The sequence below is a fragment of the Vibrio sp. 1069 genome (assembly GCF_033340555.1).
The window spans coordinates 197,850-217,758 of sequence record NZ_JAWOWP010000001.1 but is presented as its reverse complement, the minus strand read 5'-3'; the positions used below and the strand labels follow the sequence as shown (position 1 = coordinate 217,758).

General features: G+C 44.5%; 22 protein-coding genes. 10 read left to right on the top strand and 12 right to left on the bottom strand.

The features are described 5' to 3' along the window. Positions 1–142 precede the first annotated feature (142 nt). Genes torA through torE form a run of 3 tightly spaced genes read right to left on the bottom strand, consistent with a single transcriptional unit; the run spans position 143 to position 4,046 of the window. Positions 143–2,605: a trimethylamine-N-oxide reductase TorA gene (gene torA, locus R7040_RS00975; RefSeq protein WP_005378138.1), complete on the bottom strand. Its 2,463-nt coding sequence runs from the start codon at positions 2,603–2,605 to the stop codon at positions 143–145. 26 nt (positions 2,606–2,631) lie between these two features. After that, entirely contained in the window at positions 2,632–3,816 is a 1,185-nt protein-coding gene (torC, locus tag R7040_RS00970) for a pentaheme c-type cytochrome TorC (protein WP_318081265.1), read from the bottom strand. A 50-nt stretch (positions 3,817–3,866) separates the two neighbouring features. After that, positions 3,867–4,046, bottom strand: a complete 180-nt coding sequence (gene torE / locus R7040_RS00965) for a trimethylamine N-oxide reductase system protein TorE (protein ID WP_005378141.1) — start codon at positions 4,044–4,046, stop codon at positions 3,867–3,869. A 462-nt stretch (positions 4,047–4,508) separates the two neighbouring features. Between torE and R7040_RS00960 the strand changes: the two genes are divergently transcribed. Continuing rightward, complete coding sequence (locus R7040_RS00960) at positions 4,509–5,321, top strand: ABC transporter permease (protein ID WP_047100766.1); 813 nt, start codon at positions 4,509–4,511, stop codon at positions 5,319–5,321. 366 nt (positions 5,322–5,687) lie between these two features. Continuing rightward, positions 5,688–5,813 (top strand): hypothetical protein, encoded by a 126-nt coding sequence (locus R7040_RS00955; RefSeq protein ID WP_254903806.1) that lies wholly within the window; start codon positions 5,688–5,690, stop codon positions 5,811–5,813. Positions 5,814–5,898: 85 nt separating this feature from the next. Here R7040_RS00955 and focA read toward each other — a convergent pair whose 3' ends face one another. Continuing rightward, positions 5,899–6,759 (bottom strand): formate transporter FocA, encoded by an 861-nt coding sequence (gene focA / locus R7040_RS00950; RefSeq protein ID WP_005378146.1) that lies wholly within the window; start codon positions 6,757–6,759, stop codon positions 5,899–5,901. 299 nt (positions 6,760–7,058) lie between these two features. On the opposite strand from focA, the gene R7040_RS00945 reads away from it, so the two are divergent. Further along, positions 7,059–7,292 carry a TIGR02647 family protein gene (locus R7040_RS00945; RefSeq protein ID WP_005387662.1) on the top strand — a complete coding sequence of 78 codons (234 nt, stop codon included), beginning with the start codon at positions 7,059–7,061 and terminating at the stop codon, positions 7,290–7,292. A 43-nt stretch (positions 7,293–7,335) separates the two neighbouring features. On the opposite strand, the gene R7040_RS00940 is transcribed toward R7040_RS00945, so the two are convergent. Further along, positions 7,336–7,782 carry a PACE efflux transporter gene (locus tag R7040_RS00940; RefSeq protein WP_042522041.1) on the bottom strand — a complete coding sequence of 149 codons (447 nt, stop codon included), beginning with the start codon at positions 7,780–7,782 and terminating at the stop codon, positions 7,336–7,338. Positions 7,783–7,871: 89 nt separating this feature from the next. Between R7040_RS00940 and R7040_RS00935 the strand changes: the two genes are divergently transcribed. The 3 genes from R7040_RS00935 to R7040_RS00925 are packed head-to-tail and all read left to right on the top strand — an operon-like array spanning position 7,872 to position 10,231. Next, positions 7,872–8,750 carry a LysR family transcriptional regulator gene (locus R7040_RS00935; protein ID WP_005378151.1) on the top strand — a complete coding sequence of 293 codons (879 nt, stop codon included), beginning with the start codon at positions 7,872–7,874 and terminating at the stop codon, positions 8,748–8,750. An 18-nt stretch (positions 8,751–8,768) separates the two neighbouring features. After that, positions 8,769–9,596, top strand: coding sequence for an NAD-dependent epimerase/dehydratase family protein (locus tag R7040_RS00930; protein ID WP_064353801.1), 828 nt, complete (start codon positions 8,769–8,771; stop codon positions 9,594–9,596). Beyond that, the gene (locus R7040_RS00925; RefSeq protein ID WP_064353800.1) at positions 9,593–10,231 is read left to right on the top strand and encodes a YdcF family protein; all 639 of its coding nucleotides are present in this window, start codon (positions 9,593–9,595) and stop codon (positions 10,229–10,231) included. The genes R7040_RS00930 and R7040_RS00925 overlap by 4 nt, the downstream gene beginning before the upstream one ends. 60 nt (positions 10,232–10,291) lie before the next feature. On the opposite strand, the gene R7040_RS00920 is transcribed toward R7040_RS00925, so the two are convergent. Both R7040_RS00920 and cysS read right to left on the bottom strand, forming a co-directional pair. Then, complete coding sequence (locus R7040_RS00920) at positions 10,292–10,870, bottom strand: thymidine kinase (protein ID WP_064353799.1); 579 nt, start codon at positions 10,868–10,870, stop codon at positions 10,292–10,294. Between the two features lie 87 nt (positions 10,871–10,957). Beyond that, entirely contained in the window at positions 10,958–12,340 is a 1,383-nt protein-coding gene (gene cysS, locus R7040_RS00915; RefSeq protein WP_064353798.1) for a cysteine--tRNA ligase, read from the bottom strand. 207 nt (positions 12,341–12,547) lie between these two features. On the opposite strand from cysS, the gene R7040_RS00910 reads away from it, so the two are divergent. From R7040_RS00910 to R7040_RS00895, 4 genes are all read left to right on the top strand, one after another. Further along, complete coding sequence (locus tag R7040_RS00910; protein ID WP_005378156.1) at positions 12,548–13,042, top strand: peptidylprolyl isomerase; 495 nt, start codon at positions 12,548–12,550, stop codon at positions 13,040–13,042. Between the two features lie 60 nt (positions 13,043–13,102). Beyond that, positions 13,103–13,840 carry a UDP-2,3-diacylglucosamine diphosphatase gene (gene lpxH, locus R7040_RS00905; RefSeq protein WP_005389817.1) on the top strand — a complete coding sequence of 246 codons (738 nt, stop codon included), beginning with the start codon at positions 13,103–13,105 and terminating at the stop codon, positions 13,838–13,840. A gap of 98 nt (positions 13,841–13,938) precedes the next feature. Further along, complete coding sequence (locus R7040_RS00900) at positions 13,939–15,153, top strand: EAL and HDOD domain-containing protein (RefSeq protein WP_213896047.1); 1,215 nt, start codon at positions 13,939–13,941, stop codon at positions 15,151–15,153. Positions 15,154–15,240: 87 nt separating this feature from the next. Next, positions 15,241–15,756, top strand: coding sequence for a YchJ family protein (locus R7040_RS00895; RefSeq protein ID WP_005378159.1), 516 nt, complete (start codon positions 15,241–15,243; stop codon positions 15,754–15,756). Positions 15,757–16,031: 275 nt separating this feature from the next. On the opposite strand, the gene hisIE is transcribed toward R7040_RS00895, so the two are convergent. Genes hisIE through hisB form a run of 5 tightly spaced genes read right to left on the bottom strand, consistent with a single transcriptional unit; the run spans position 16,032 to position 19,883 of the window. Beyond that, entirely contained in the window at positions 16,032–16,667 is a 636-nt protein-coding gene (gene hisIE / locus R7040_RS00890) for a bifunctional phosphoribosyl-AMP cyclohydrolase/phosphoribosyl-ATP diphosphatase HisIE (protein ID WP_005378160.1), read from the bottom strand. Next, on the bottom strand, positions 16,664–17,437 hold the full coding sequence (gene hisF, locus R7040_RS00885) for an imidazole glycerol phosphate synthase subunit HisF (RefSeq protein WP_004749837.1): 774 nt from the start codon (positions 17,435–17,437) through the stop codon (positions 16,664–16,666). The genes hisIE and hisF overlap by 4 nt, the downstream gene beginning before the upstream one ends. Next, complete coding sequence (hisA, locus tag R7040_RS00880) at positions 17,419–18,156, bottom strand: 1-(5-phosphoribosyl)-5-[(5-phosphoribosylamino)methylideneamino]imidazole-4-carboxamide isomerase (RefSeq protein WP_005390889.1); 738 nt, start codon at positions 18,154–18,156, stop codon at positions 17,419–17,421. Before hisA ends, hisF begins: the two co-directional genes overlap by 19 nt. 12 nt (positions 18,157–18,168) lie before the next feature. Continuing rightward, positions 18,169–18,783 carry an imidazole glycerol phosphate synthase subunit HisH gene (gene hisH, locus R7040_RS00875; RefSeq protein ID WP_017821716.1) on the bottom strand — a complete coding sequence of 205 codons (615 nt, stop codon included), beginning with the start codon at positions 18,781–18,783 and terminating at the stop codon, positions 18,169–18,171. Between the two features lie 26 nt (positions 18,784–18,809). Beyond that, positions 18,810–19,883 (bottom strand): bifunctional histidinol-phosphatase/imidazoleglycerol-phosphate dehydratase HisB, encoded by a 1,074-nt coding sequence (gene hisB / locus R7040_RS00870; RefSeq protein ID WP_005378173.1) that lies wholly within the window; start codon positions 19,881–19,883, stop codon positions 18,810–18,812. Positions 19,884–19,909 lie beyond the last annotated feature (26 nt).

Genomic DNA, 19,909 nt, shown 5'->3' with positions numbered 1-19,909 from the left:
TCTCACCCAATTCGTTACCATCATCACGAATACCAGTCTCGTTTAACGTTATGAAGTTACTATTGAGACAACGCTCACTGAAATTTTGATAAAAAAATACCAGCCCTGAGGCTGGTATTTCGATTTATGCAAACTGCACTAATTAAGCAACTTCGATCGGACCACCAAATGAAGTGACTGGCGGCACTTTACCTGTGAACTTCTCGAAGTCTACGATACATGTGTTCGCAGAAGTCGCCTGTGCAAGCTCAGAAGAACCGATGTCTTGCGTTAGCGTGTTAGGATCACCGTAGGTACAGATTGCGCCCTCTTTCTCGTTTAGAGGACCGTACCATGCACCTTCTTCGATACGAATAACGCCACGTGGGTAGCTGTCAGTCAAAACAGCGCCAGCTAACAGCTGACCACGACCGTTGAATACACGTACCAAATCGCCATCTTTGATACCTTTTGCTTTGGCATCCGCTGGGTTGATGTAAACCGGCTCACGACCTTGTACCGCGTAAGTCGCGCGGAACTCTTCAGACTCACACATCTGAGAGTGCAGACGCTTATCAGGGTGGCAAGACTGCAACCAGAATGGGTATTTATCTGAACCAGGACCACCGTGTGAACGCTCTGATTTTTCGAACCACATTGGGTGCTCTTGACAGTGTTCGTAACCGTAACGGCCGATCTTACGAGACGTGATCTCGATGAAGCCAGACGGCGTACCTAGTGGATTCAGCTCAGGGTCTTTACGGAAGTCCGCATGACGAACCCAAGGTTTACCTTCACCGAAGTCTAGTACGCTCTTCTCCCAGAACTCGTTGAATTCTGGCATTTCAAACTTACCTTCGTTCGCTTTTTTACAATCGTTGTAAAGGCTTTCGATCCATTCCATCTCGCTCATACCACGAGTGTATTCTTCGCGGCGACCAAAACGCTGAGTTAGTTCACTCATGATTTGGAAGTCAGGCTTAGATTGGAACAATGGATCAACTAGGCGATGCATCGCAATCAGACCTTTGTTCGAGTATGAACCGTATACGTCGATGTCGTTACGTTCCCATTGCGTACACGCCGGTAGAACGATATCTGAGAAACGACATGTCGCAGTCCAAGCAAACTCGATCGTTACAACCGTTTGAAGCTTGCGGAACGCTTTCTTCATGCGGTTACGATCTTGATGGTGGTGCCATGGGTTACAACCCGAGATAACCATCATCTTGAAGTCTGGCAGTTTCACTTTACCGCCGTTGTAGTTGATCTCTTTGCCAGGCTCTAGCAGACAGTCGATCCAACGTGCAACAGGGATAGTACGACTGTAACCGTTAAAGTCGTTGTTGTCCCACTTCGGTTTCATACCTTGGTCAAGGTTACGAGGGAAACCACCAGGGCCCGCGAAACCAGTAGAAGGCACACCGATACTTGAGTAATGGTGACCGTAAGAGATACCACCGCCAGGTAGACCGATTTGACCAACCATTGCAGCAACCACAGCCGCTGCCCAGTATGGCTGCTCACCGTGCTCTTGACGCTGGATACACCAACCCATCAGGATCTGTGTACGACCGCTGACTAGCATGCGTGCGAATTCACGGATCTTGTCCGCTTTCACGCCACAAATCGCTGCTGCCCATTCAGGCGTCTTCTCTACTTTGTCTTTTGTCTTACCTTGAACGTATTGAATGAACTCTTCAAAGCCGAGACAGTAAGTATCAATGAACTTCTTATCGTACAGGTTTTCGTTGTACAACACGTGTGCCACAGCGAGCATGAACGCTACGTCTGTCAGCGGGTTGATGTACAAGTGATCGTTCTCTAAGTAGCGCTGAGTTTTGTTCTTCACTGGGTCTACAGATAGAACGTTGATCTCACCTTTCGCCACTTTTTCTTTTAGTTGTGCAAGGTACTTAAACGACTCATGCGTTTCACAGTTCCAACCTACTTGAAGGTTTTTCACTGGGTCGTTAGCCCAAAGAACGATGTTGTCAGAGTTTTCTAGGATCTCAGACCAAGACGTACCTTGTGCGTACACTTCGGTTGAACCTAGCACGTACGGCATAATGGTTTGACCTGCACCCGTCGAGTAGTCACCTACTTTAGTGATGAAGTTGCCGTGCATACCTACTGCACGTTGCATGTGCGCTGTACAGTTGTTAAATGAACCCGTTTGGTTCCAACCTGTTTGACCTGCATGCAGCGCCCATGGGCCGTAGTCTTTTTGAATACGTTCTAGTTCGCGATAAAACAAATCTAGCGCTTCATCCCAAGTTACTCGGATGAAACGGTTGTTACCACGAGTATCCGCGCTGTATTTGTGTTTCTTCAACCAATCTAGACGAACCATTGGGTAACGCACACGTGAAGGGCTGTAGATAATACCCTTGATGCCGTTCAACATTTCTGTTGGGTTTTTGTCTAGCTCTAGCGGCTTGATCTCTTGAACTTTACCCGCGTAGATGTGGGCGCGGAACGCGCCCCAGTGAGAACCGGTTACTTTCCAAGTACCTGTCGTCTCAACGGCATTTGCAGAGGCGGACGCCAATAAGCTAGGACCAATTACTGACGCTGCACTTGTGGTTGCTACACCTTTAAGAAAACTTCTTCGTGTAATAGCCATTTAAAATTACTCCAATCCGACGCTTATTAGTGGTGACCTTCAGCATAATCTGAAGAGTGTTTCTGTAGATACTTCAAGATCAGTGCTTCACTGTCTGTATCTAGGTTAACGAACGCCAACATACCGTCGAACATACCTGGCCAGGTGTTCGCGTCGAAGTGCGCTTCCGCAGGTTGAGTGTGACATACAGAACAATTGGTCTTGTAGGCTTCACGAGATTTTTCCCAAACAGGATTGATGTCGTTCAGCATAGACTCTTTCTTAATCCATACTTTCGCCGCTACTTTTTCCCAAGGAAGGCCTGTTAACTCATCCACTTTTTTCTCACCAGTCGTCACAATGTTGCTGTCTGTTGCTGCTTCTTTCATCAGAGACGCAGTCGCAATGTTCTTACCGAAGTCTTCTTGAATTACACGACCAAAACCTTTTGCTTTGCGCCAACCGTCAATTTCGATCTCAACAAACTCGCCTTTGTCTTCAAGAACTTTAACGGTCGATGCAGGATTAAGAAGACCAGCTTCTTTACTGCCTTGCGCGTCAAAGTAAATTGGAAGGTGACGAATACTTACGAGCTCTTGACCTACTGCGTAGTCAGTACCTGATGTCATTTGCTCTAGATCACCCACGATGCCGCCGATGCTATCCATACCTGCTGGTAGGTTGTGCGCGATACCTTTGTGACAGTCAACACAGCTTTGATCTTTCTCAGCGGCTTGCTTCATTTGGATACGAGCCGTAGGAGACATTTGCTCGAAATCCATCGATTCGTAGTTGTGACAGTTTTTACACTCCAGAGATTTGTTTGCCGAGAAACGATCCCATTCGTGTTTAGCAAGTTCGATACGACGCTCTTCGAACACACCCGGTTCGTCGTAGTTGCCAAATACTTGTGCAAATACTTCTTTAGAAGCTTGCATCTTACGAGCGATCTTATCTGTCCAGTTATGTGGAACGTGACAATCAGGACAGGTAGCACGAACACCAGAGTGGTTTTTCCAGTGCACCGTTTCTTGTAGCTCAACGTACACGTTGTCACGCATTGTGTGACAACTAATACAGAATTCTTCTGTGTTGGTTGCTTCTAGAGCGGTGTTAAAGCCACCCCAAAAGATAACACCAGCAATAAAGCCGCCCATAGTCAGCACACCTAGGCTGATATGTACAGCTGGGCGCGTCATGGTACGCCACAGTTTAATGATTAATGATTTCATTATTTGCTCTCTTAAAATCTTTTCAAAAGTGTGGTTATGAGCTCACTGGCTTACATGCCGTGCGCGCCTGGAGGTCCAAAGAAGAAGACTTGCAACATCCAAACGATGAACCCGTAGCCGCCAACAAAGGCCACACTCAGAATTGGGAAGAGAACAACTGCAATGAAGAGGAACGACTTCCACTCCAGGGAGCGTTTTTCACCACTCTCAATTTTATTAACATCACTCATACATTTGCCTATTTTGTATCTAGTGTTATTGAAAAGCCCGCGTAACCAAGCTTAAGTTTTTTACAATCTCTAATGGAAAATGTTAGACCATACTAATAGTAGGGTTCAATCAAATAAGCGACCTCAGACCTTGTAATTCAACACTTTTTTGAGCTCATCCAGAGATATGATGGATTGATGTTATTTATTAAAAAACATGAACAGATGTGACAAAATAAGTCTTTTAAGGAGTTGTTAAATAACCAACATTTAAGAAACATCGATCACATTTAAATCGTAATTACCATGCCATAAATCGACTTAAAAACTCCGAAAAAGATAACCGTTTGTAAACAAAATGCTGCGTATTAATGTCGAAAATAGCACTCAAGATTTACTTTAAGAACAGCAAAAAGTGCACGTAGTGGTTCATATAAAGGGGAGGCTTAGATACAATTATTCGCGTATTTTCAAGGAGCGATTATGGACAACGTGGTGGATATAAGCTGGGTCAAACTGGCACTGTTTGGTTTGATTTTATTGGTCCCCTTCTTTATCAATGCCCGCTACAAATTAGGGATAGCAAAAGACACCATAATCAGTGTTATCCGAATGACACTTCAGCTCATATTGATTGGCGTGTATTTAGAATATCTTTTTCAATTAAACAGCTTACTTGTCAATATACTTTGGCTTGCCATCATGCTACTGATTGGTGCCAGCTCAATTGCGGGAAAAGCTCGCTTACCTAAAAAGCCACTTATGCTTCCGCTACTAACGGGCCTTACCTGTGGTCTAATACCACTTCTGATAGCAATTACAGCAGGCTTAGTGCAACCATCCCCTATTTACAATGCGCAGTACATGATCCCACTTGCTGGTATGTTATTGGGTAACAGCTTGAGTAGTAATATCATCGCTCTTCAGAATTTGTTTACGGCTTTTGAGCAGAGACAAGCAGAATATGAGGCTGCAATCTCACTTGGAGCCTCTCCTCGCTACGCATCCTTCCCCTTCATTCAGGAGGCTCTTAGAAAGTCCCTTGCCCCGACTTTAGCTTCTATGGCCACTACAGGGCTGGTTACCTTACCGGGTATGATGACCGGTCAAATTCTAGGTGGCGCGAGCCCGATGGTTGCGATTAAATACCAGTTAGTAATTATGCTGGCTATTTTCGTCATGTTGAGTGCCTCCGTAACCATAACGTTAGAAATGACATTGCGCTGGGTACAAACCAAAGAAGGCCGAATAAAGATAAAAATCGAGCAACCCGAATCGACCAAAACTCATGGTTAGCTGGCGCTTGTGGGTAAAGACCGTTAAACAACTTATATTGCCAAGTCGAACATACTTATAACTGAATAACTCAACTATTCTTCGAGCACTCATCAAGACGCTTTCAGATGAAAAGTCAGGCAGAATTCTTTTTGATATAAGCCTCTAATTTTATGAAATTTTCTTTGCAAGTTTAGATACGCACGACCTTTGATACAGGTTATCCACAGAAAATGTGGATAAGCCCCCAAAACCCATACGCAACCAGAAACATAGCAACATAAGTGATCAATCGAATCGTCATGCATTGATCACGTGACTGACATGTTCTAATTTTAAAGTAAAGGCAGTGACCACAAACTTGGAGAGACGTACATGGATGTCTTAATGATCAAAGAAAATTACGATGAACTCCTGTCCGATGCACCTCTGGATTGGCTCGTTCAAGAACCAAAGGAAGTAACTTCTCATTGGCTCCCAACCGATTTTGGCATCAACGAAGAGTTGATTTAACATGACTCGACTTATTTGACATTTGCAGAGACAAATAAAAAGAAAGGCGAACCATCTGGTTCGCCTTTCTTGTGATCTTCTAAACTTATCGCAAATGGTTATCTTCATCGCGTAGATAAATCATCCAATACCACATGCCAACAAATACGCCACCACCAATAATGTTTCCTATCGTAACAGGAATTAGGTTGTTTACGATGAACCCCATCATGTTTAAGTCCGCGTAGTTTGCAATATCTGCCCCTGTCATTTGCCAAAACGCTTCTGGCGCAAAGTACTTAATACCAATCGCCATAGGTACTTGGAACATGTTCGCAATACAGTGCTCAAAACCTGCCGACACGAACATAGCCACAGGCAAAATCATGACCGCTATTTTATCTGTCAATGTTCGCCCACTAAACGTCATCCAAACTGCAATACAAACTAATACGTTACACATAATGCCAAGCGCAACAGCAGCAAAGAAACCATGATGTAATTTGTGTTGGGAGATCGCCATCGCGTTAAGACCAACTTGGCCATGATCAAACATATATTGCTTGGTAACTAGCATACAGGCCACGAGCAAAATGGCCCCAACCATATTGCCAAAGTAAACCACCAACCAGTTTTTGATAAGTGCTTGCCAAGAGATTTTTCCACTCGCACGCGCAACTAGTGTCAGCACAGAGCTAGTGAAAAGCTCGCCGCCAGTAACCACCACCAAAATCAAACCAAGGCTAAATGCCAGACCACCAATGAGTCGTGTAATGCCCCAAGGCAGCTCGCCTGCGCCTGTCGTTACCGTGGTATAGAAGATGAAAGCAATACCAATATGAAGCCCCGCAGAAATGGCGAGCAGAAAAGATTTGATTGGAGCTTTCGTTGCTTTGCCTACCCCCACTTCAGCCGCGCGTTCCGCAGCTTGTGGCGGTAATAGTGAGTCAAACTGATTAAAGTTCATTCTGGTGTAACATTTAGAAACATTTAAAGAGGCGCGGATAATCGCTCTATTTCCCTATTTTTTCAAGTGCGATTTGGCGTGTTTACTAAAATCGTTGTTATTGGGAGATCAAGCAATAAATAGCGCCTATCATTCGCTACCGTAAGTATCATTGATACTTAACAAGTATTCGGCCTTTCGAACAAAGATCCTGCGTTATATCAGCCTGATAGCGCCATACTTAACACTTCTTGTCGTTGAATGTTGCCCAACGCTACTTTTCAGACTAGCTTGGTAAAAAAAGCGCAAAGGAATCATTTATGAAATATTCAGCTGAACATATCGCCGAATTGAATCTACTTCTTCAGTTCGACCTAAGTAGTGCTGCAACTGGTATTAAAGTTCATACAGACGCGTCAGAAGAAATGCAGGCAGCCGTTGCTCGTCTATATAAGAAGCAACTTTGTACACAGCCTGACGGTGGTTATCTAACAGACGAAGGCATTGAAGTTGCAGAACATGCAGATAAGATTTTGAGAGTTCTGTCTGTGTAATTTGAACAAAAAACGCCACCGAACTCGGTGGCGTTTTTTAGTCCTATATTTTTCCTGTCGATGCCTGTGGCAATAATCGCTTTTTCATTTTGCTAAATGGTTGAACCTTGTCATACAACCAGTTAAAACCAGTGGCATAAAATAGGAAGAAAACGAGGAAGCCGGCTTCCAGCATCAGAGCTTGAAGAAGCGTAATTTCTAAGAACCAGGCAATCACAGGTAGAGAGATAAAGATTAATCCTCCCTCGAAACCAATAGTGTGTCCAAGCCGCATCGCTAAACTTCGCTCAGCTCGATTGTCACCAAACCACTTATCAAAATACAAGTTGTAGATGTAGTTCCATATCACGGTATACATGCTCAACCCGACCCCAACCAACGCGAGATCACTAGAACCCTTTCCAGTGATCAATGAAGCCGCTGGTACAATAATCGCGAGTGCGATTAACTCAAAAAGTACTGCATGAAAAATTCGTTCGTTACGAGTCATATTTCTCTGTCCAAATAGTTCTACTCAATGCTTAGAATTTTATCTATTATTTAGATAACCAAAAGTTAGATACCATCGGTTTAAGCGATATGTTTACCATCGAACAACTGCAAGCTTTCATTGCTACATCAGAAGCAGGATCATTTTCAGGAGCAGCTAGAAAACTGGGGCGAGCTCAATCTGTAGTGAGCCAGCACATCATGAATATGGAGATCGACTGTGGTGTTGAGCTTTTCGATCGATCAGGCAGGTACCCTAAATTAACTGAGAATGGCCTCGCGCTCGTACCTTATGCACAAGCAACAATCAGCCAACTCGACCGCCTAAACAATAGGGCATCGCAGCTCTTTTCCACGCCAACGAACAAATTAGTCTTAGCTATTGATGAAGGGATTCCTCTGACTCGCTTGCCGGATGTGCTAAAGAAGTTAGAGCAACGCTTTCCACACTTACAAGTTGAATGCTTAACGGCTTCAAGCCCTGATATCATTGAATTGGTTAAGTCGGAACGCGCCACGACTGGGATTATTTTGAGTGATTTACAAATGCCAAGACACATCGATTTCACCAATCTTGGCAATATTGCATTTGATGTCTATGTCTCTTCAACACATCCTTTAGCAAAGCAGCAAATCACTCACATTGATCAACTAAAACAACATCGTCAATTGGTCATACGATCCAAAAGTGCAGAGCCATGTGGTCTCAATCAAGCATTTAGCCCAGATATCTGGTACGCTGATAACTACTATATTTTGTTGGAATTGGCGAATAAAGGGTTTGGTTGGTGCTTTCTACCACAGCATTTAGTCGCGTATTCACCTAATACATTAAAAAAGGTTGGGGATGATTTCACAAAACTGGCTTGGCAAGTCAATGTTGACCTTATTCAGCACCAGAAATGGCATTCAGATCCCCTCCATCAACAAGCCAAAGCAGAACTGCTCAACCTATTCGGGCAGACATAAGTAAGTAGGAAGACCCAAATGGCAAATACATTGATCGTAGGTGCAGGCTGGCTCGGAACTCCGCTAGCAGAAACATTGATGAAAGATGGACACTATGTTGTCGTCACTCGTCGTAGCCAAACTCGATTAAAAGAGTTACCCACCTCATTAACTCACTCCGCATTGTTCGATTTCAATCAATTGAACGCCACAGCACGGCTAGATGAGTTGCTCAAACAGCATCAAATTACGCACGTTATCGGTGCTTTTCCTCCAGGGTTTCGTAAAGGACGCGGTCAAGAATATGCCCAGCAATGGCAAATACTTGCCAACGCAGCTAAGCAAAACAACGTTGAAAAACTTCTCATGATCAGCTCTACCACGGTTTACCCTAACCTTGCTTCCGATATGGAAGAAGCTGACGCGTCACTCTCTTTAGCAGCCGAAAGCCCTTATTTCTCTGATAATGCACGTATTATGCTTCAAGCAGAGCAGCATGTTATCGACTCGAATATTAGCTTTGTTATTCTACGTTGTAGCGGATTAATCGGGCCAGATAGACACCCATCTCGCTTTGCAGCAAGGCTTCAACAAGTTAGTCGTAAAGCACCAGCTAATATGCTTCATCAAGATGATGCTGTCTCGGCTGCGAAATTTGCCTTAGGCAATTTAAGCAACCAAGTCATTAATGTGACGACACCTCATACTGTCAGCAAGGCTGAGTTCTACCAAGCTGCCATAAACAAAATCGGAAGTGAGATACCTCTTCCACCCGTCACAGAGCAAGCTGACAAGCGTATTCTTGCTGACAAACTACTCTCACTTGGTTATCGATTTCACTTCAATTCAACTTTGGATGCGCTATGAGACTCTATAGACATATAGAAACGCTTTGGGATTACATGCAACTCAAACATAAACTGAAGCCTGCGGACTGTTTGTTTGTGATGTGCAGTAATGATGTGCGTGTAGCGGAGCACGCTGCCAAGCTCTACCACCAAAAGTTGGCACCTTTGATTGTATTTTCAGGGGGTGAAGGTCGCTTCACAGATGGACTGTTTGAAAAAAGCGAAGCAGAAACCTTTGCCGAGATTGCAAAGATGTCGGGCGTTCCAAGTGAAGCAATTTTGCTCGAAACTGAATCCACAAACAGTGGAGAAAATGTTCGCTTTACTGAGCAACGATTAAAAGAGGAAGGAAAACAGTGTTTCTCGTTTATTCTGGTACAAAAACCGTTTATGGAGCGTAGAGCAATCGCGACATTTGAAAAACAGTGGCAGTCACCCTACACTCAGCTCCAAGTAAGCTCTGCGGCTCTTCCATTTTTTGAATACATTAATGAAGACATGCCATTAATGATGGTGCTAGAAGCACTAATGGAAGATTTCTCTCGCGTAAAAAGCTATCCAGAGAAAGGATTTCAAACCAAGCAGAACATCCCTCATCAAGTTGAATCTTCTTACCAGGTTTTACTCGAGCGGTTTGGTTTTGACTTAGGCTAGCTTTTTCTAACCGACAACAAAAAGCCACCAAGTACGGTGGCTTTTCTGTATCAATACGGCTTATTTACCGAGCGCTTCTTTGTAATGTTGGCGGCATACGGAGACATACTTATCGTTACCGCCGATCGCAACTTGATCGCCTTCTTTAATTGCCACGCCGTGTTCATCGGTACGAATAACCATATTCGCTTTGCGGCCACAATGGCAGATTGTTTTGAGCTCAACCAGCTTGTCTGCCCAAGATAATAGATACTTACTGCCTTCAAAAAGTTCGCCTAGAAAATCGGTGCGAAGGCCGTAACACAATACTGGAATATGCAACTTATCAACGACTTCAGTAAGTTGATAAACTTGTTCTTTCGACAAGAACTGACACTCATCAACAAGAATACAGTGACGTTTTTCAACCTCATTCAGACCTGCGATCTCTTGATACAAATTGGTATCCTGACGAAATAAATGTGCGTCAGATTGAAGACCAATACGAGAGCTCACTTTACCGACACCAAAACGATCATCTAGCGCAGCCGTAAAAATAACTGGCGTCATGCCGCGTTCTTGATAGTTGAAAGAGGATTGAAGAAGCGTTGTTGATTTACCCGCATTCATTGCTGAGTAATAGAAATACATCTGAGCCACAGAGCATTACCTAAAGTTAAAGTTTTAATTTATGGAAATGGAAAATAAAAGGGCTGAATTATCAGCCCTTTAAAAATGAAAATTCAATTACTTACGACGCCACGTTGTGCCTTCTGGACCATCTTCCAGAACAATGCCCATTTCGGTCAGCTTGTCACGAGCCATATCTGCATTCGCCCAATCTTTCGCAGCGCGAGAGTCATTACGTAGCTTGATCAGAGCTTCGATTTCAGCCACTTCATCATCGTTACCCGCATCACCTTTTAGGAAGGCTTCAGGATCTTGGTGAAGAATACCGATCACGTCAGCTAGTTCACGCATTAGCGCACCGAGTTCGCTCGCTTTCTCTAGGTTTTCTGTCTTCAGACGGTTAACTTCTCGCGCCATGTCGAACAGTACTGAGTAAGCTTCTGGTGTGTTGAAGTCATCGTTCATCGCTGCAGTGAAGCGAGATACGTATTCTTCACCACCAGCAGGCGCAGCGTTTGGGTCTAAACCACGTAGAGATGTGTACAGGCGCTCAAGCGAAGCACGTGCTTGGTTTAGGTTATCTTCGCTGTAGTTTAACTGGCTACGGTAGTGACCAGACATTAGGAAGTAACGCACTGTTTCAGCATCGTAGTGACCAAGAACGTCACGGATAGTAAAGAAGTTACCTAGAGATTTAGACATCTTCTCACGGTCTACCATTACCATGCCGCTGTGCATCCATGTGTTCACGTATTGTGTATCGTGTGCACAGCATGATTGTGCGATTTCATTTTCATGGTGTGGGAACTGAAGGTCAGAACCACCGCCGTGAATGTCGAAGTGGTTACCTAGGATTGAAGAGTTCATTGCTGAACACTCAATGTGCCAACCTGGACGACCAGGACCCCATGGTGACTCCCACGTTGGTTCACCCGGCTTTGACATCTTCCAAAGTACAAAGTCTAGAGGGCTGCGTTTTGCTGTTTCGATATCAACGCGCGCGCCAGCTTGAAGCTGATCAAGGTCTTGCTTAGAAAGCTTGCCGTATTCGTTGAATTTACCTACTTCAAACATTACGTCACCGTTATCTGCAACGTATGCAAAACCGCGCTCGATTAGCTTCTCAACCAATTCGATGATTTCAGCAATAAACTGTGTCGCACGAGGTTCAACGTCCGGACGTTTCATGTTCAGCGCATCAAAATCAGCGTGCATTTCACCAATCAAACGCTCAGTCAATGAATCGCAAGACTCACCATTTTCTGCGGCACGTTTGATGATCTTATCGTCGATATCTGTGATGTTACGTACAAACGTCAGATCGTAGCCCAAGTAGCGAAGGTAACGTGATACAACGTCAAAAGAGACGAAAGTACGACCGTGACCAATGTGACAGAGATCGTAGATGGTAACTCCACAGACATACATACCGACTTTGCCAGCTGTAATTGGTTTGAATTCCTCTTTCTGTCTTGTGAGTGTGTTATATATCTTTAACATGATCTCTATCTATGATTGTGAATGAATAAAAGAAGATGAGTATATCAACTCCAACCTAGTTAGGTAATAGCAATTAACCGATAAAACGATAATCGGCTAAACTTCAAGCACAAAACGAAGAATTTCCTCTTCCTGAGTTTTTAAAGCACTAGAACTTAGGCTAGAATCTCGGGCTCAACACAACACAACACAGTAAAGGAAAGTAGCATGATCACCCTTCACACTAATTTTGGTGACATCAAGATTCAACTAAACGAAGAGAAAGCGCCAGAGACAAGCGCAAACTTCCTTCAGTACTGCCGCGACGGTTTCTACGACAACACGCTTTTCCACCGTGTTATTGACGGCTTCATGATCCAAGGTGGTGGTATGGAGTCTGGTCTACGTGAAAAAGCGACTCGTGCACCTATCAAGAACGAAGCAAACAACGGCCTAAGCAACAAAGTGGGTACACTTGCTATGGCACGTACTATGGAGCCGCATTCAGCAAGCTCTCAGTTCTTCATCAACGTAAACAACAACACATTCCTAGACTTCCGTAGCGAAAGCCTAGATGGTTGGGGTTACTGTGTGTTCGGTGAAGTAATCGAAGGCATGGACATCGTAAATAAGATCAAAGGCGTTAGCACTGGTTCTTACGGCATGCACCAAGACGTACCTCTAGAAGACGTAGTAATCACTGGTACAACAATTGAAGAGTAATTCTTAGGAATTATTTTTAAAAGATAAGTTAATGGGGAGGCATAGCTTCCCCTTATTTCTATGACGACATTATTTATTTCCGATCTTCACCTTACCCCATCACGTCCTGATATCACGGAATGTTTTGTGACGTTCATGCGAACAGAAGCAACAAAAGCTGATGCACTTTATGTACTCGGCGATCTGTTTGAGTTCTGGATTGGTGACGATGACAACACCCCTTTTGCAGACCAAATCCGCGCAGAATTTAAAGCACTGACGGATGCGGGTGTGCCAACTTTTTTCATCCAAGGCAATCGAGATTTTTTACTCGGCAAACGCTTTTGCAAAGAAACCGGTATGACATTACTCGACGATGTCTGCACGATTGATCTTTATGGTCAAAAAGCCGTAATCCTACATGGCGATACGCTCTGCATTGACGATGTGAAATACCAAGAGTTTAGAAAAACCGTTCACAAGCCATGGCTACAATGGTTGTTTAACCGTATTCCTTGGTTCATTAAGAAGAAAATTGTCTCAAAAGTTCAATCCGATATTCGTGATGATAAAATGAGCAAGTCATTAGATATCATGGACGTCAACCAAAATGAGGTCGAGAAAGTAATGTCTCAGAACTGCGTCAACTTAATGATTCATGGTCACACACATCGCCCGAACACACATTTTTTTGACGTTGATGGCGTTAAAAAGACCCGAATTGTTTTAGGGGATTGGTATACGCAAGGCTCAGTTTTAAAAGTAAATTCTGATAGTTTTGACCTACAAACGAGACCGTTCATACAGAATTTGCGTTAAGCATGTAGAGCGTGTAGAAGATTCACGCTCAAGTCGTAGATATTTTGTAAAAAATCGCTATTATCATAATACTAAGTTAAACAGAACGAAGTACCTAATTGAAGTATTCTTACGTAGCTCGCCAACCGATTCTGGATAGAGAAAAACGAACCATAGGTTACGAACTCCTCTTTCGAGACGGCCCTAAAAATACCTTCCCTGAAGTAGAACCAGAGCTGGCTACTAGTCGACTGCTATCCGATCATTTTTTATCGACGCATTACAACACATTAGGAAACAAACTTGGCTTTGTTAACTTTCCGCATCAAAGCTTGGTGAACTTGGTCCCAACTTTGTTTCCTAAAGAATCTCTCGTCATTGAAGTCCTTGAAGACTGCAAACCGACAGAAGAACTGTTAGAAGCCATCAAGCACCTTCATGAGTGCGGATACAAAATTGCTCTGGATGATTTTGTTCCGACGAAAGCTTGGAAGCGCTTTCTTCCATACGTTTCCATGATCAAGTTTGATATTAGACTTGTGCCGATCAAGAAAGCTGCCATTTTTATTCAGGCGTTGAGCCCATTTAAAATCGACTTTCTTGCGGAAAAGGTAGAGACCTATGAAGAGTTTGAGCAAGCTCTAGAAGCCGGTTTTAACTATTTTCAAGGGTATTTTTTTAGCAAACCTGAGATGATCCAGAAAAAACGGTTGAACCCCGCGTTTCTTACCGTCATCCAACTTTGTAAAGAGATTGCAGATAAGCCCATCGACTTCAATGAGGTTGAACGTCTGTTTTCGATTGATGTGACGCTGTCATACAAGCTGCTTACTTACGTAAATTCAGGATATACATTAACGACTAAGATCAAATCGTTCAGACAGGCGCTTATTTATCTGGGTGAAGAGCGACTACGACGCTTTATTTCCTTAGTTGCAATTGCCTCCGTTCAAGAAGATAAACCTGACTCTCTTTACTCTTTAGCGATTCAGCGTGCACGAATGTGTGAACTGCTACTTAGTCAAATGAACACTAGGTATGACCCTGGGCAGGCTTTTTTGACAGGCATGTTTTCTTTGCTCGGATCTTTGCTCGATCAACCGCTCTCGGATGTCATTGAAGATATCCCCGTTGACGAAGATATAAAACTCGCATTAACCAGTCGAAAAGGCGTACTTGGTCACTTACTTTCGATGACGATCGCCTACGAACAAGCGGACTGGGAGTTAGCCGAGCGATATTGCACCGTTCTTAAATTAACCGAACCTCAATTAGCAGACGCTTTTAATCAATCGACGGAATGGGCTCAAGAACTGCTGTCTCAAACGCCCTAAATGGCTATAATGCCCCAAAGAATACCTGCGACCTCACTTATGTGGGGTTGTTTGTTTTTACCGCTTAATTAATCGAGATTTCATTTTATGGCTTCTTCTTGTCCTTGCGGCTCTAACCGCACCTACCAACAGTGTTGTGAAATTGCCCACAATAACCACGCTGACGTCACCACTCCGGAGCAGCTAATGCGCTCTCGTTACAGCGCGCATGTGTTAGGTCTAGTGGATTACGTGGTGAACACATACCACCCAAGCTGTAATGCAGAAGAGCAACGTGAAGGCATTGCCCAATCTATCGACAGCGATTGGTGCAAGCTTGAGGTAGTGAAAGCTGAAGCGGGTTGTAACGAGAATGAAGGTTTTGTTGAATTCAACGCTTACTTTGACGAAGACGGCAAACGCTACTGCATGACAGAGCGTTCTCGCTTTGTAAAAGAAAATGGGCTTTGGTACTACATTGACGGCACGTTTCCAGAAGAAGAGCTAGAAGAAGAACCAGAACAAGATCCTCGCCTAAACCAACCAGTGAGTAGCCTAAAAGTAGGTCGTAACGACCCGTGTATCTGTGGAAGTGGTAAGAAATTTAAGAAGTGTTGTGGGTAAGATCATCCACTCCTAGCTTATTGAGCTCGATTTAATTGGATTCTTGACTTCGCCTAGGTTCGTTGGAGTGACGTGAATATATGTACCTATTTGAAGTAAATAACTCTACTGCAAGTACCATTAGAAAATATACCGTCATTCTGAACAGCGAGGGACGAGCGTGATTCAGAATCTAATCGCCACCAGCACTATTGCCGGTTTTTGCCCCGAATCAAGAACACTAAAGTAAAAAGCCCCTAGGCTCGAGAGCATAGGGGCTTTCACTTATCGCAAGCTTACTTATGACGCTCTTTCAGTTTATTCACTACGTCATTCATCGATAAGCCTTGGTCTTGAAGCAATACCATTAAGTGATAAATCAAATCTGCAGATTCACACACTAACTCCGCCTTATCGCCCGACGTCGCCGCAAGCGCGACTTCAACGCCTTCTTCGCCCACTTTTTGCGAAATACGCTTGGTGCCACGGGCATAAAGACTGGCAGTATAAGAGGAATCTGGGTCGGCACTCTTGCGGGCAGCCAATAGCTGCTCAAGTTGATGAAGCCACACCATTTGTGACTCCTCTTGAGGGTCCACATCCCAGCAAGTTGTGTTACCCAAGTGACACGTAGGACCAATGGGATTCACTTTCACCAGTAGCGTATCGTTGTCGCAATCGAGCTGCATGTTCACTAGTTGCAATACGTTGCCGGAGGTCTCACCTTTCGTCCAAAGACGCTGCTTGGTACGAGAGAAAAACGTCACTTGACCTGTTTCGCCCGTTTTTGCCAACGCATCTTGGTTCATATAACCCATCATCAGCACTTGGCTTGATTGGAAATCTTGTACGATAGCAGGTACCAGACCATCCACCTTTTCCCAGTTGATTCGCTCAACTAGCGAACTTACTTCGGCGGCTTTCACACTCATAGTCGTACCTCAATGCCTTGTTGTTTCAAATACTGCTTTAGTTCACCAATATTGATGACTTGTTTGTGGAATACCGATGCGGCAAGCGCGCCATCCACATTTGCTTTTTGGTATGCTTCCGCAAAGTGCTCCATAGCACCTGCCCCACCCGATGCAATCAATGGCACGTTACACACTTCACGCACCATGTTAAGCTGTTCAATATCGTAACCGTTACGTACGCCGTCTTGGTTCATCATGTTCAGTACGATTTCACCAGCGCCACGCTTTTGTACTTCTTGCACCCAATCACGTGTTTCCCATTGAGTTGCTTTGGTGCGTTCTTCATCGCCAGTAAACTGGTAAACCTGATACTTGCCTGTCTCTTTGTCGTAGTATGAATCGATACCAACGACGATACATTGCACACCAAACTTATCAGCAAGGTCAGTAATCAGTTGCGGGTTAGCCAATGCAGGTGAGTTAATAGACACTTTGTCTGCACCAAACTCAAGAATGCGCGCTGCATCTTCCGCTGATTTAATACCACCAGCGACACAGAAGGGAATATCAATCACTTCAGCAACGCGAGCGACCCAACTTTTGTCAACGACACGCCCATCACTTGAAGCGGTAATATCGTAGAACACAAGCTCGTCAGCGCCTTCTTCCGCATAACGCTGCGCCAGAGGAACGATGTCGCCAATGATTTCGTGGTTGCGGAACTGGACGCCCTTCACCACTTGTCCATCACGAACATCAAGACATGGAATTATTCGCTTTGCCAGCATGCAAATGCCTCCTCTGCTGTGAATTTACCATCTAACAGCGCACGACCAACAATCACACCAGCCACACCGCTGCCTTTTAGCGCTTCGATATCTGCTAATGAGCCAATGCCACCTGAAGATTGAAACTGCACTTGTGGGTACTGTTTACATAGGTCGACATAAAGCTCTACGTTTGAGCCTTCTAGCGTACCGTCACGAGAAATGTCCGTACAAAGCACGTGCTGCAAACCTACCGTCAGGTAATCGTTGATCAGAGCTTCGATAGTCACGCCTGAATCTTCTTGCCAACCAGAAATCGCTACTTTACGTGTGCCGTCTTGATCGATGTTGATGTCTAGCGCGAGAACGATTTTCTCTGCACCGTATTTTTCCATCCAACCTTTCACAAGCTCTGGCTGTTTTACTGCTGTTGAGCCAACGACAACACGCTGAGCCCCCGCTTCTAGCAGATCAATCACGTCTTGCTCTGTGCGCACTCCGCCACCGATTTGGATGTTCGCTGGCGTGCTTGCTAGTAGCTTTGCAATTAAATCAAGTTGACGTGCTGTCGTGTCTTTCGCGCCAGTTAAATCCACCAAGTGCAGCCAGTTAGCACCAGCTTGGTGGTACAAGTTGAACTGCTCTGCTGGGTCGACTTTGTACTCAGTTACTTGGCCGTAATCACCTTGATAAAGGCGAACCACCTGTCCTTCAATTAAATCAAGAGCTGGAATAATCACACTAAATCCCTTTTATAATTCTAAGAAGTTTTGAATAAGCTTCGCGCCCGCTTTTGAAGAACGCTCAGGGTGGAATTGCACGCCGTAATAGTTACCGCTTTGTACTGCTGCTGTGAACGGGTTGCCGTATTCACATTCCGCAATCGTGTAATCCCCAACAGGCATCGCAAAGCTGTGCACGAAGTAGAAATACTCTCCTTCTTCAATATCTTTGAAAAGTGGATTACCTGCTTTTGCAGAGACCGTGTTCCACCCCATATGCGGCAACGGCAAATCGCCAGTTTGTAGTAGCTTCACTTCGCCATCACAAAGTCCAAGACACTCAACTAACTCGTCGGCTTTCTGCCCTTTCTCTTGAGACACTTTGCCCAACAGTTGCATGCCTAAACAGATACCTAGTAATGGCTTTTCTACCTGTTTTACCAAGCTGATCAGATCGCGCTCTTCTAGGTTCTTCATCGCTTCGCTGGCGGTTCCCACACCCGGTAGGAATAGCTTATCTGCGGATAATACGACTTGCGGATCTTTTGAAATCGTTACGTCATAGCCTAGGCGTTCAATGGCAAACTTCACCGAAGAAACGTTGGCACAGCCAGTATCGATAATGACAACTTTCTGTTCTGTCACTGTTTTTCTCCTTGCTAACGTTAGCCTTAAAGCACGCCTTTACTACTTGGTAGCTCAGTGCCTTCTACTTTGATTGCTTGGCGTAACGTACGACCAAACGCTTTAAATAGACTTTCAATGATGTGGTGATCATTGTTGCCCGCAGAAGAAAGGTGCAACGTACACGCTAATGTGTCAGTCAGAGAGCGGAAGAAGTGAACCACCATCTCTGTTGAAAGATCACCCACTTGCTCACGACTAAACTGCGCGTCGAACTTAAGGTAAGGACGACCTGATAGGTCTAGTGCGCATTGCGCCAAACACTCATCCATTGGCAAGCTAAAGCCAAAGCGACCAATACCACGCTTGTCACTCAGTGCTTCCTTCAACGCTTGACCTAACGCAAGAGCGGTATCTTCCACTGTGTGGTGATCATCAATGTGCAGGTCACCTTCCACTTTGCACACCATTTGGAATCCACCGTGCGTCGCGATTTGATCCAGCATGTGGTCAAAAAAGCCAAGACCTGTAGAAATGTCATTACCGCCTTGCTCGTCAAGATTAACGAATACTTTGATGTCTGTTTCTTTTGTGGTGCGGACCACTTCAGCCACGCGCGCCTTCACTGTGAGATCTTTTAGGATCTGTTTCCAGCCCATGGTTTCTGGGTTGTATTGAATACCACGAATTGCCATGTTTTCTGCAAGTTGAAGATCGGTTTGACGATCGCCAATCACAACAGAGTTTTGGAAATCTACTTTGCCACCTTGAAGATACTCTTTTACCAAGCCTAGTTTAGGCTTACGGCAAGAGCAGTTATCTTCATCAAAGTGAGGACAAATCAGTACGTCATCGAACTTCACACCTTGTGACTCAAAGATCTCCATCATCATGTTGTGCGGTGCATCAAAATCAGCTTGTGGGTAGCTGTCGGTACCCAAACCATCTTGGTTCGTGACCATCACTAGACGGTATCCTGCATCCTGCAACGACAGCAGGCTTGGGATAACAAATGGCTCTAGCTTTAGTTTGTCTAAACGGTCTACTTGAAAATCAATCGGCGGCTCTACAATTAAGGTGCCATCACGATCAATAAAAAGGATTTTTTGTTGTTTGCTCACTCGAACTTCCTTATTGCTATTCTTTT

Excerpts from the sequence above, each read along its gene's own strand:
- torA (WP_005378138.1), bottom strand. The coding sequence starts at position 2,605 with ATGGCTATTACACGAAGAAGTTTTCTTAAAGGTGTAGCAACCACAAGT.
- torC (WP_318081265.1), bottom strand. The coding sequence starts at position 3,816 with ATGAAATCATTAATCATTAAACTGTGGCGTACCATGACGCGCCCAGCT.
- torE (WP_005378141.1), bottom strand. The coding sequence starts at position 4,046 with ATGAGTGATGTTAATAAAATTGAGAGTGGTGAAAAACGCTCCCTGGAG.
- R7040_RS00960 (WP_047100766.1), top strand. The coding sequence starts at position 4,509 with ATGGACAACGTGGTGGATATAAGCTGGGTCAAACTGGCACTGTTTGGT.
- R7040_RS00955 (WP_254903806.1), top strand. The coding sequence starts at position 5,688 with ATGATCAAAGAAAATTACGATGAACTCCTGTCCGATGCACCTCTGGAT.
- focA (WP_005378146.1), bottom strand. The coding sequence starts at position 6,759 with ATGAACTTTAATCAGTTTGACTCACTATTACCGCCACAAGCTGCGGAA.
- R7040_RS00945 (WP_005387662.1), top strand. The coding sequence starts at position 7,059 with ATGAAATATTCAGCTGAACATATCGCCGAATTGAATCTACTTCTTCAG.
- R7040_RS00940 (WP_042522041.1), bottom strand. The coding sequence starts at position 7,782 with ATGACTCGTAACGAACGAATTTTTCATGCAGTACTTTTTGAGTTAATC.
- R7040_RS00935 (WP_005378151.1), top strand. The coding sequence starts at position 7,872 with ATGTTTACCATCGAACAACTGCAAGCTTTCATTGCTACATCAGAAGCA.
- R7040_RS00930 (WP_064353801.1), top strand. The coding sequence starts at position 8,769 with ATGGCAAATACATTGATCGTAGGTGCAGGCTGGCTCGGAACTCCGCTA.
- R7040_RS00925 (WP_064353800.1), top strand. The coding sequence starts at position 9,593 with ATGAGACTCTATAGACATATAGAAACGCTTTGGGATTACATGCAACTC.
- cysS (WP_064353798.1), bottom strand. The coding sequence starts at position 12,340 with ATGTTAAAGATATATAACACACTCACAAGACAGAAAGAGGAATTCAAA.
- R7040_RS00910 (WP_005378156.1), top strand. The coding sequence starts at position 12,548 with ATGATCACCCTTCACACTAATTTTGGTGACATCAAGATTCAACTAAAC.
- lpxH (WP_005389817.1), top strand. The coding sequence starts at position 13,103 with ATGACGACATTATTTATTTCCGATCTTCACCTTACCCCATCACGTCCT.
- R7040_RS00895 (WP_005378159.1), top strand. The coding sequence starts at position 15,241 with ATGGCTTCTTCTTGTCCTTGCGGCTCTAACCGCACCTACCAACAGTGT.
- hisIE (WP_005378160.1), bottom strand. The coding sequence starts at position 16,667 with ATGAGTGTGAAAGCCGCCGAAGTAAGTTCGCTAGTTGAGCGAATCAAC.
- hisF (WP_004749837.1), bottom strand. The coding sequence starts at position 17,437 with ATGCTGGCAAAGCGAATAATTCCATGTCTTGATGTTCGTGATGGACAA.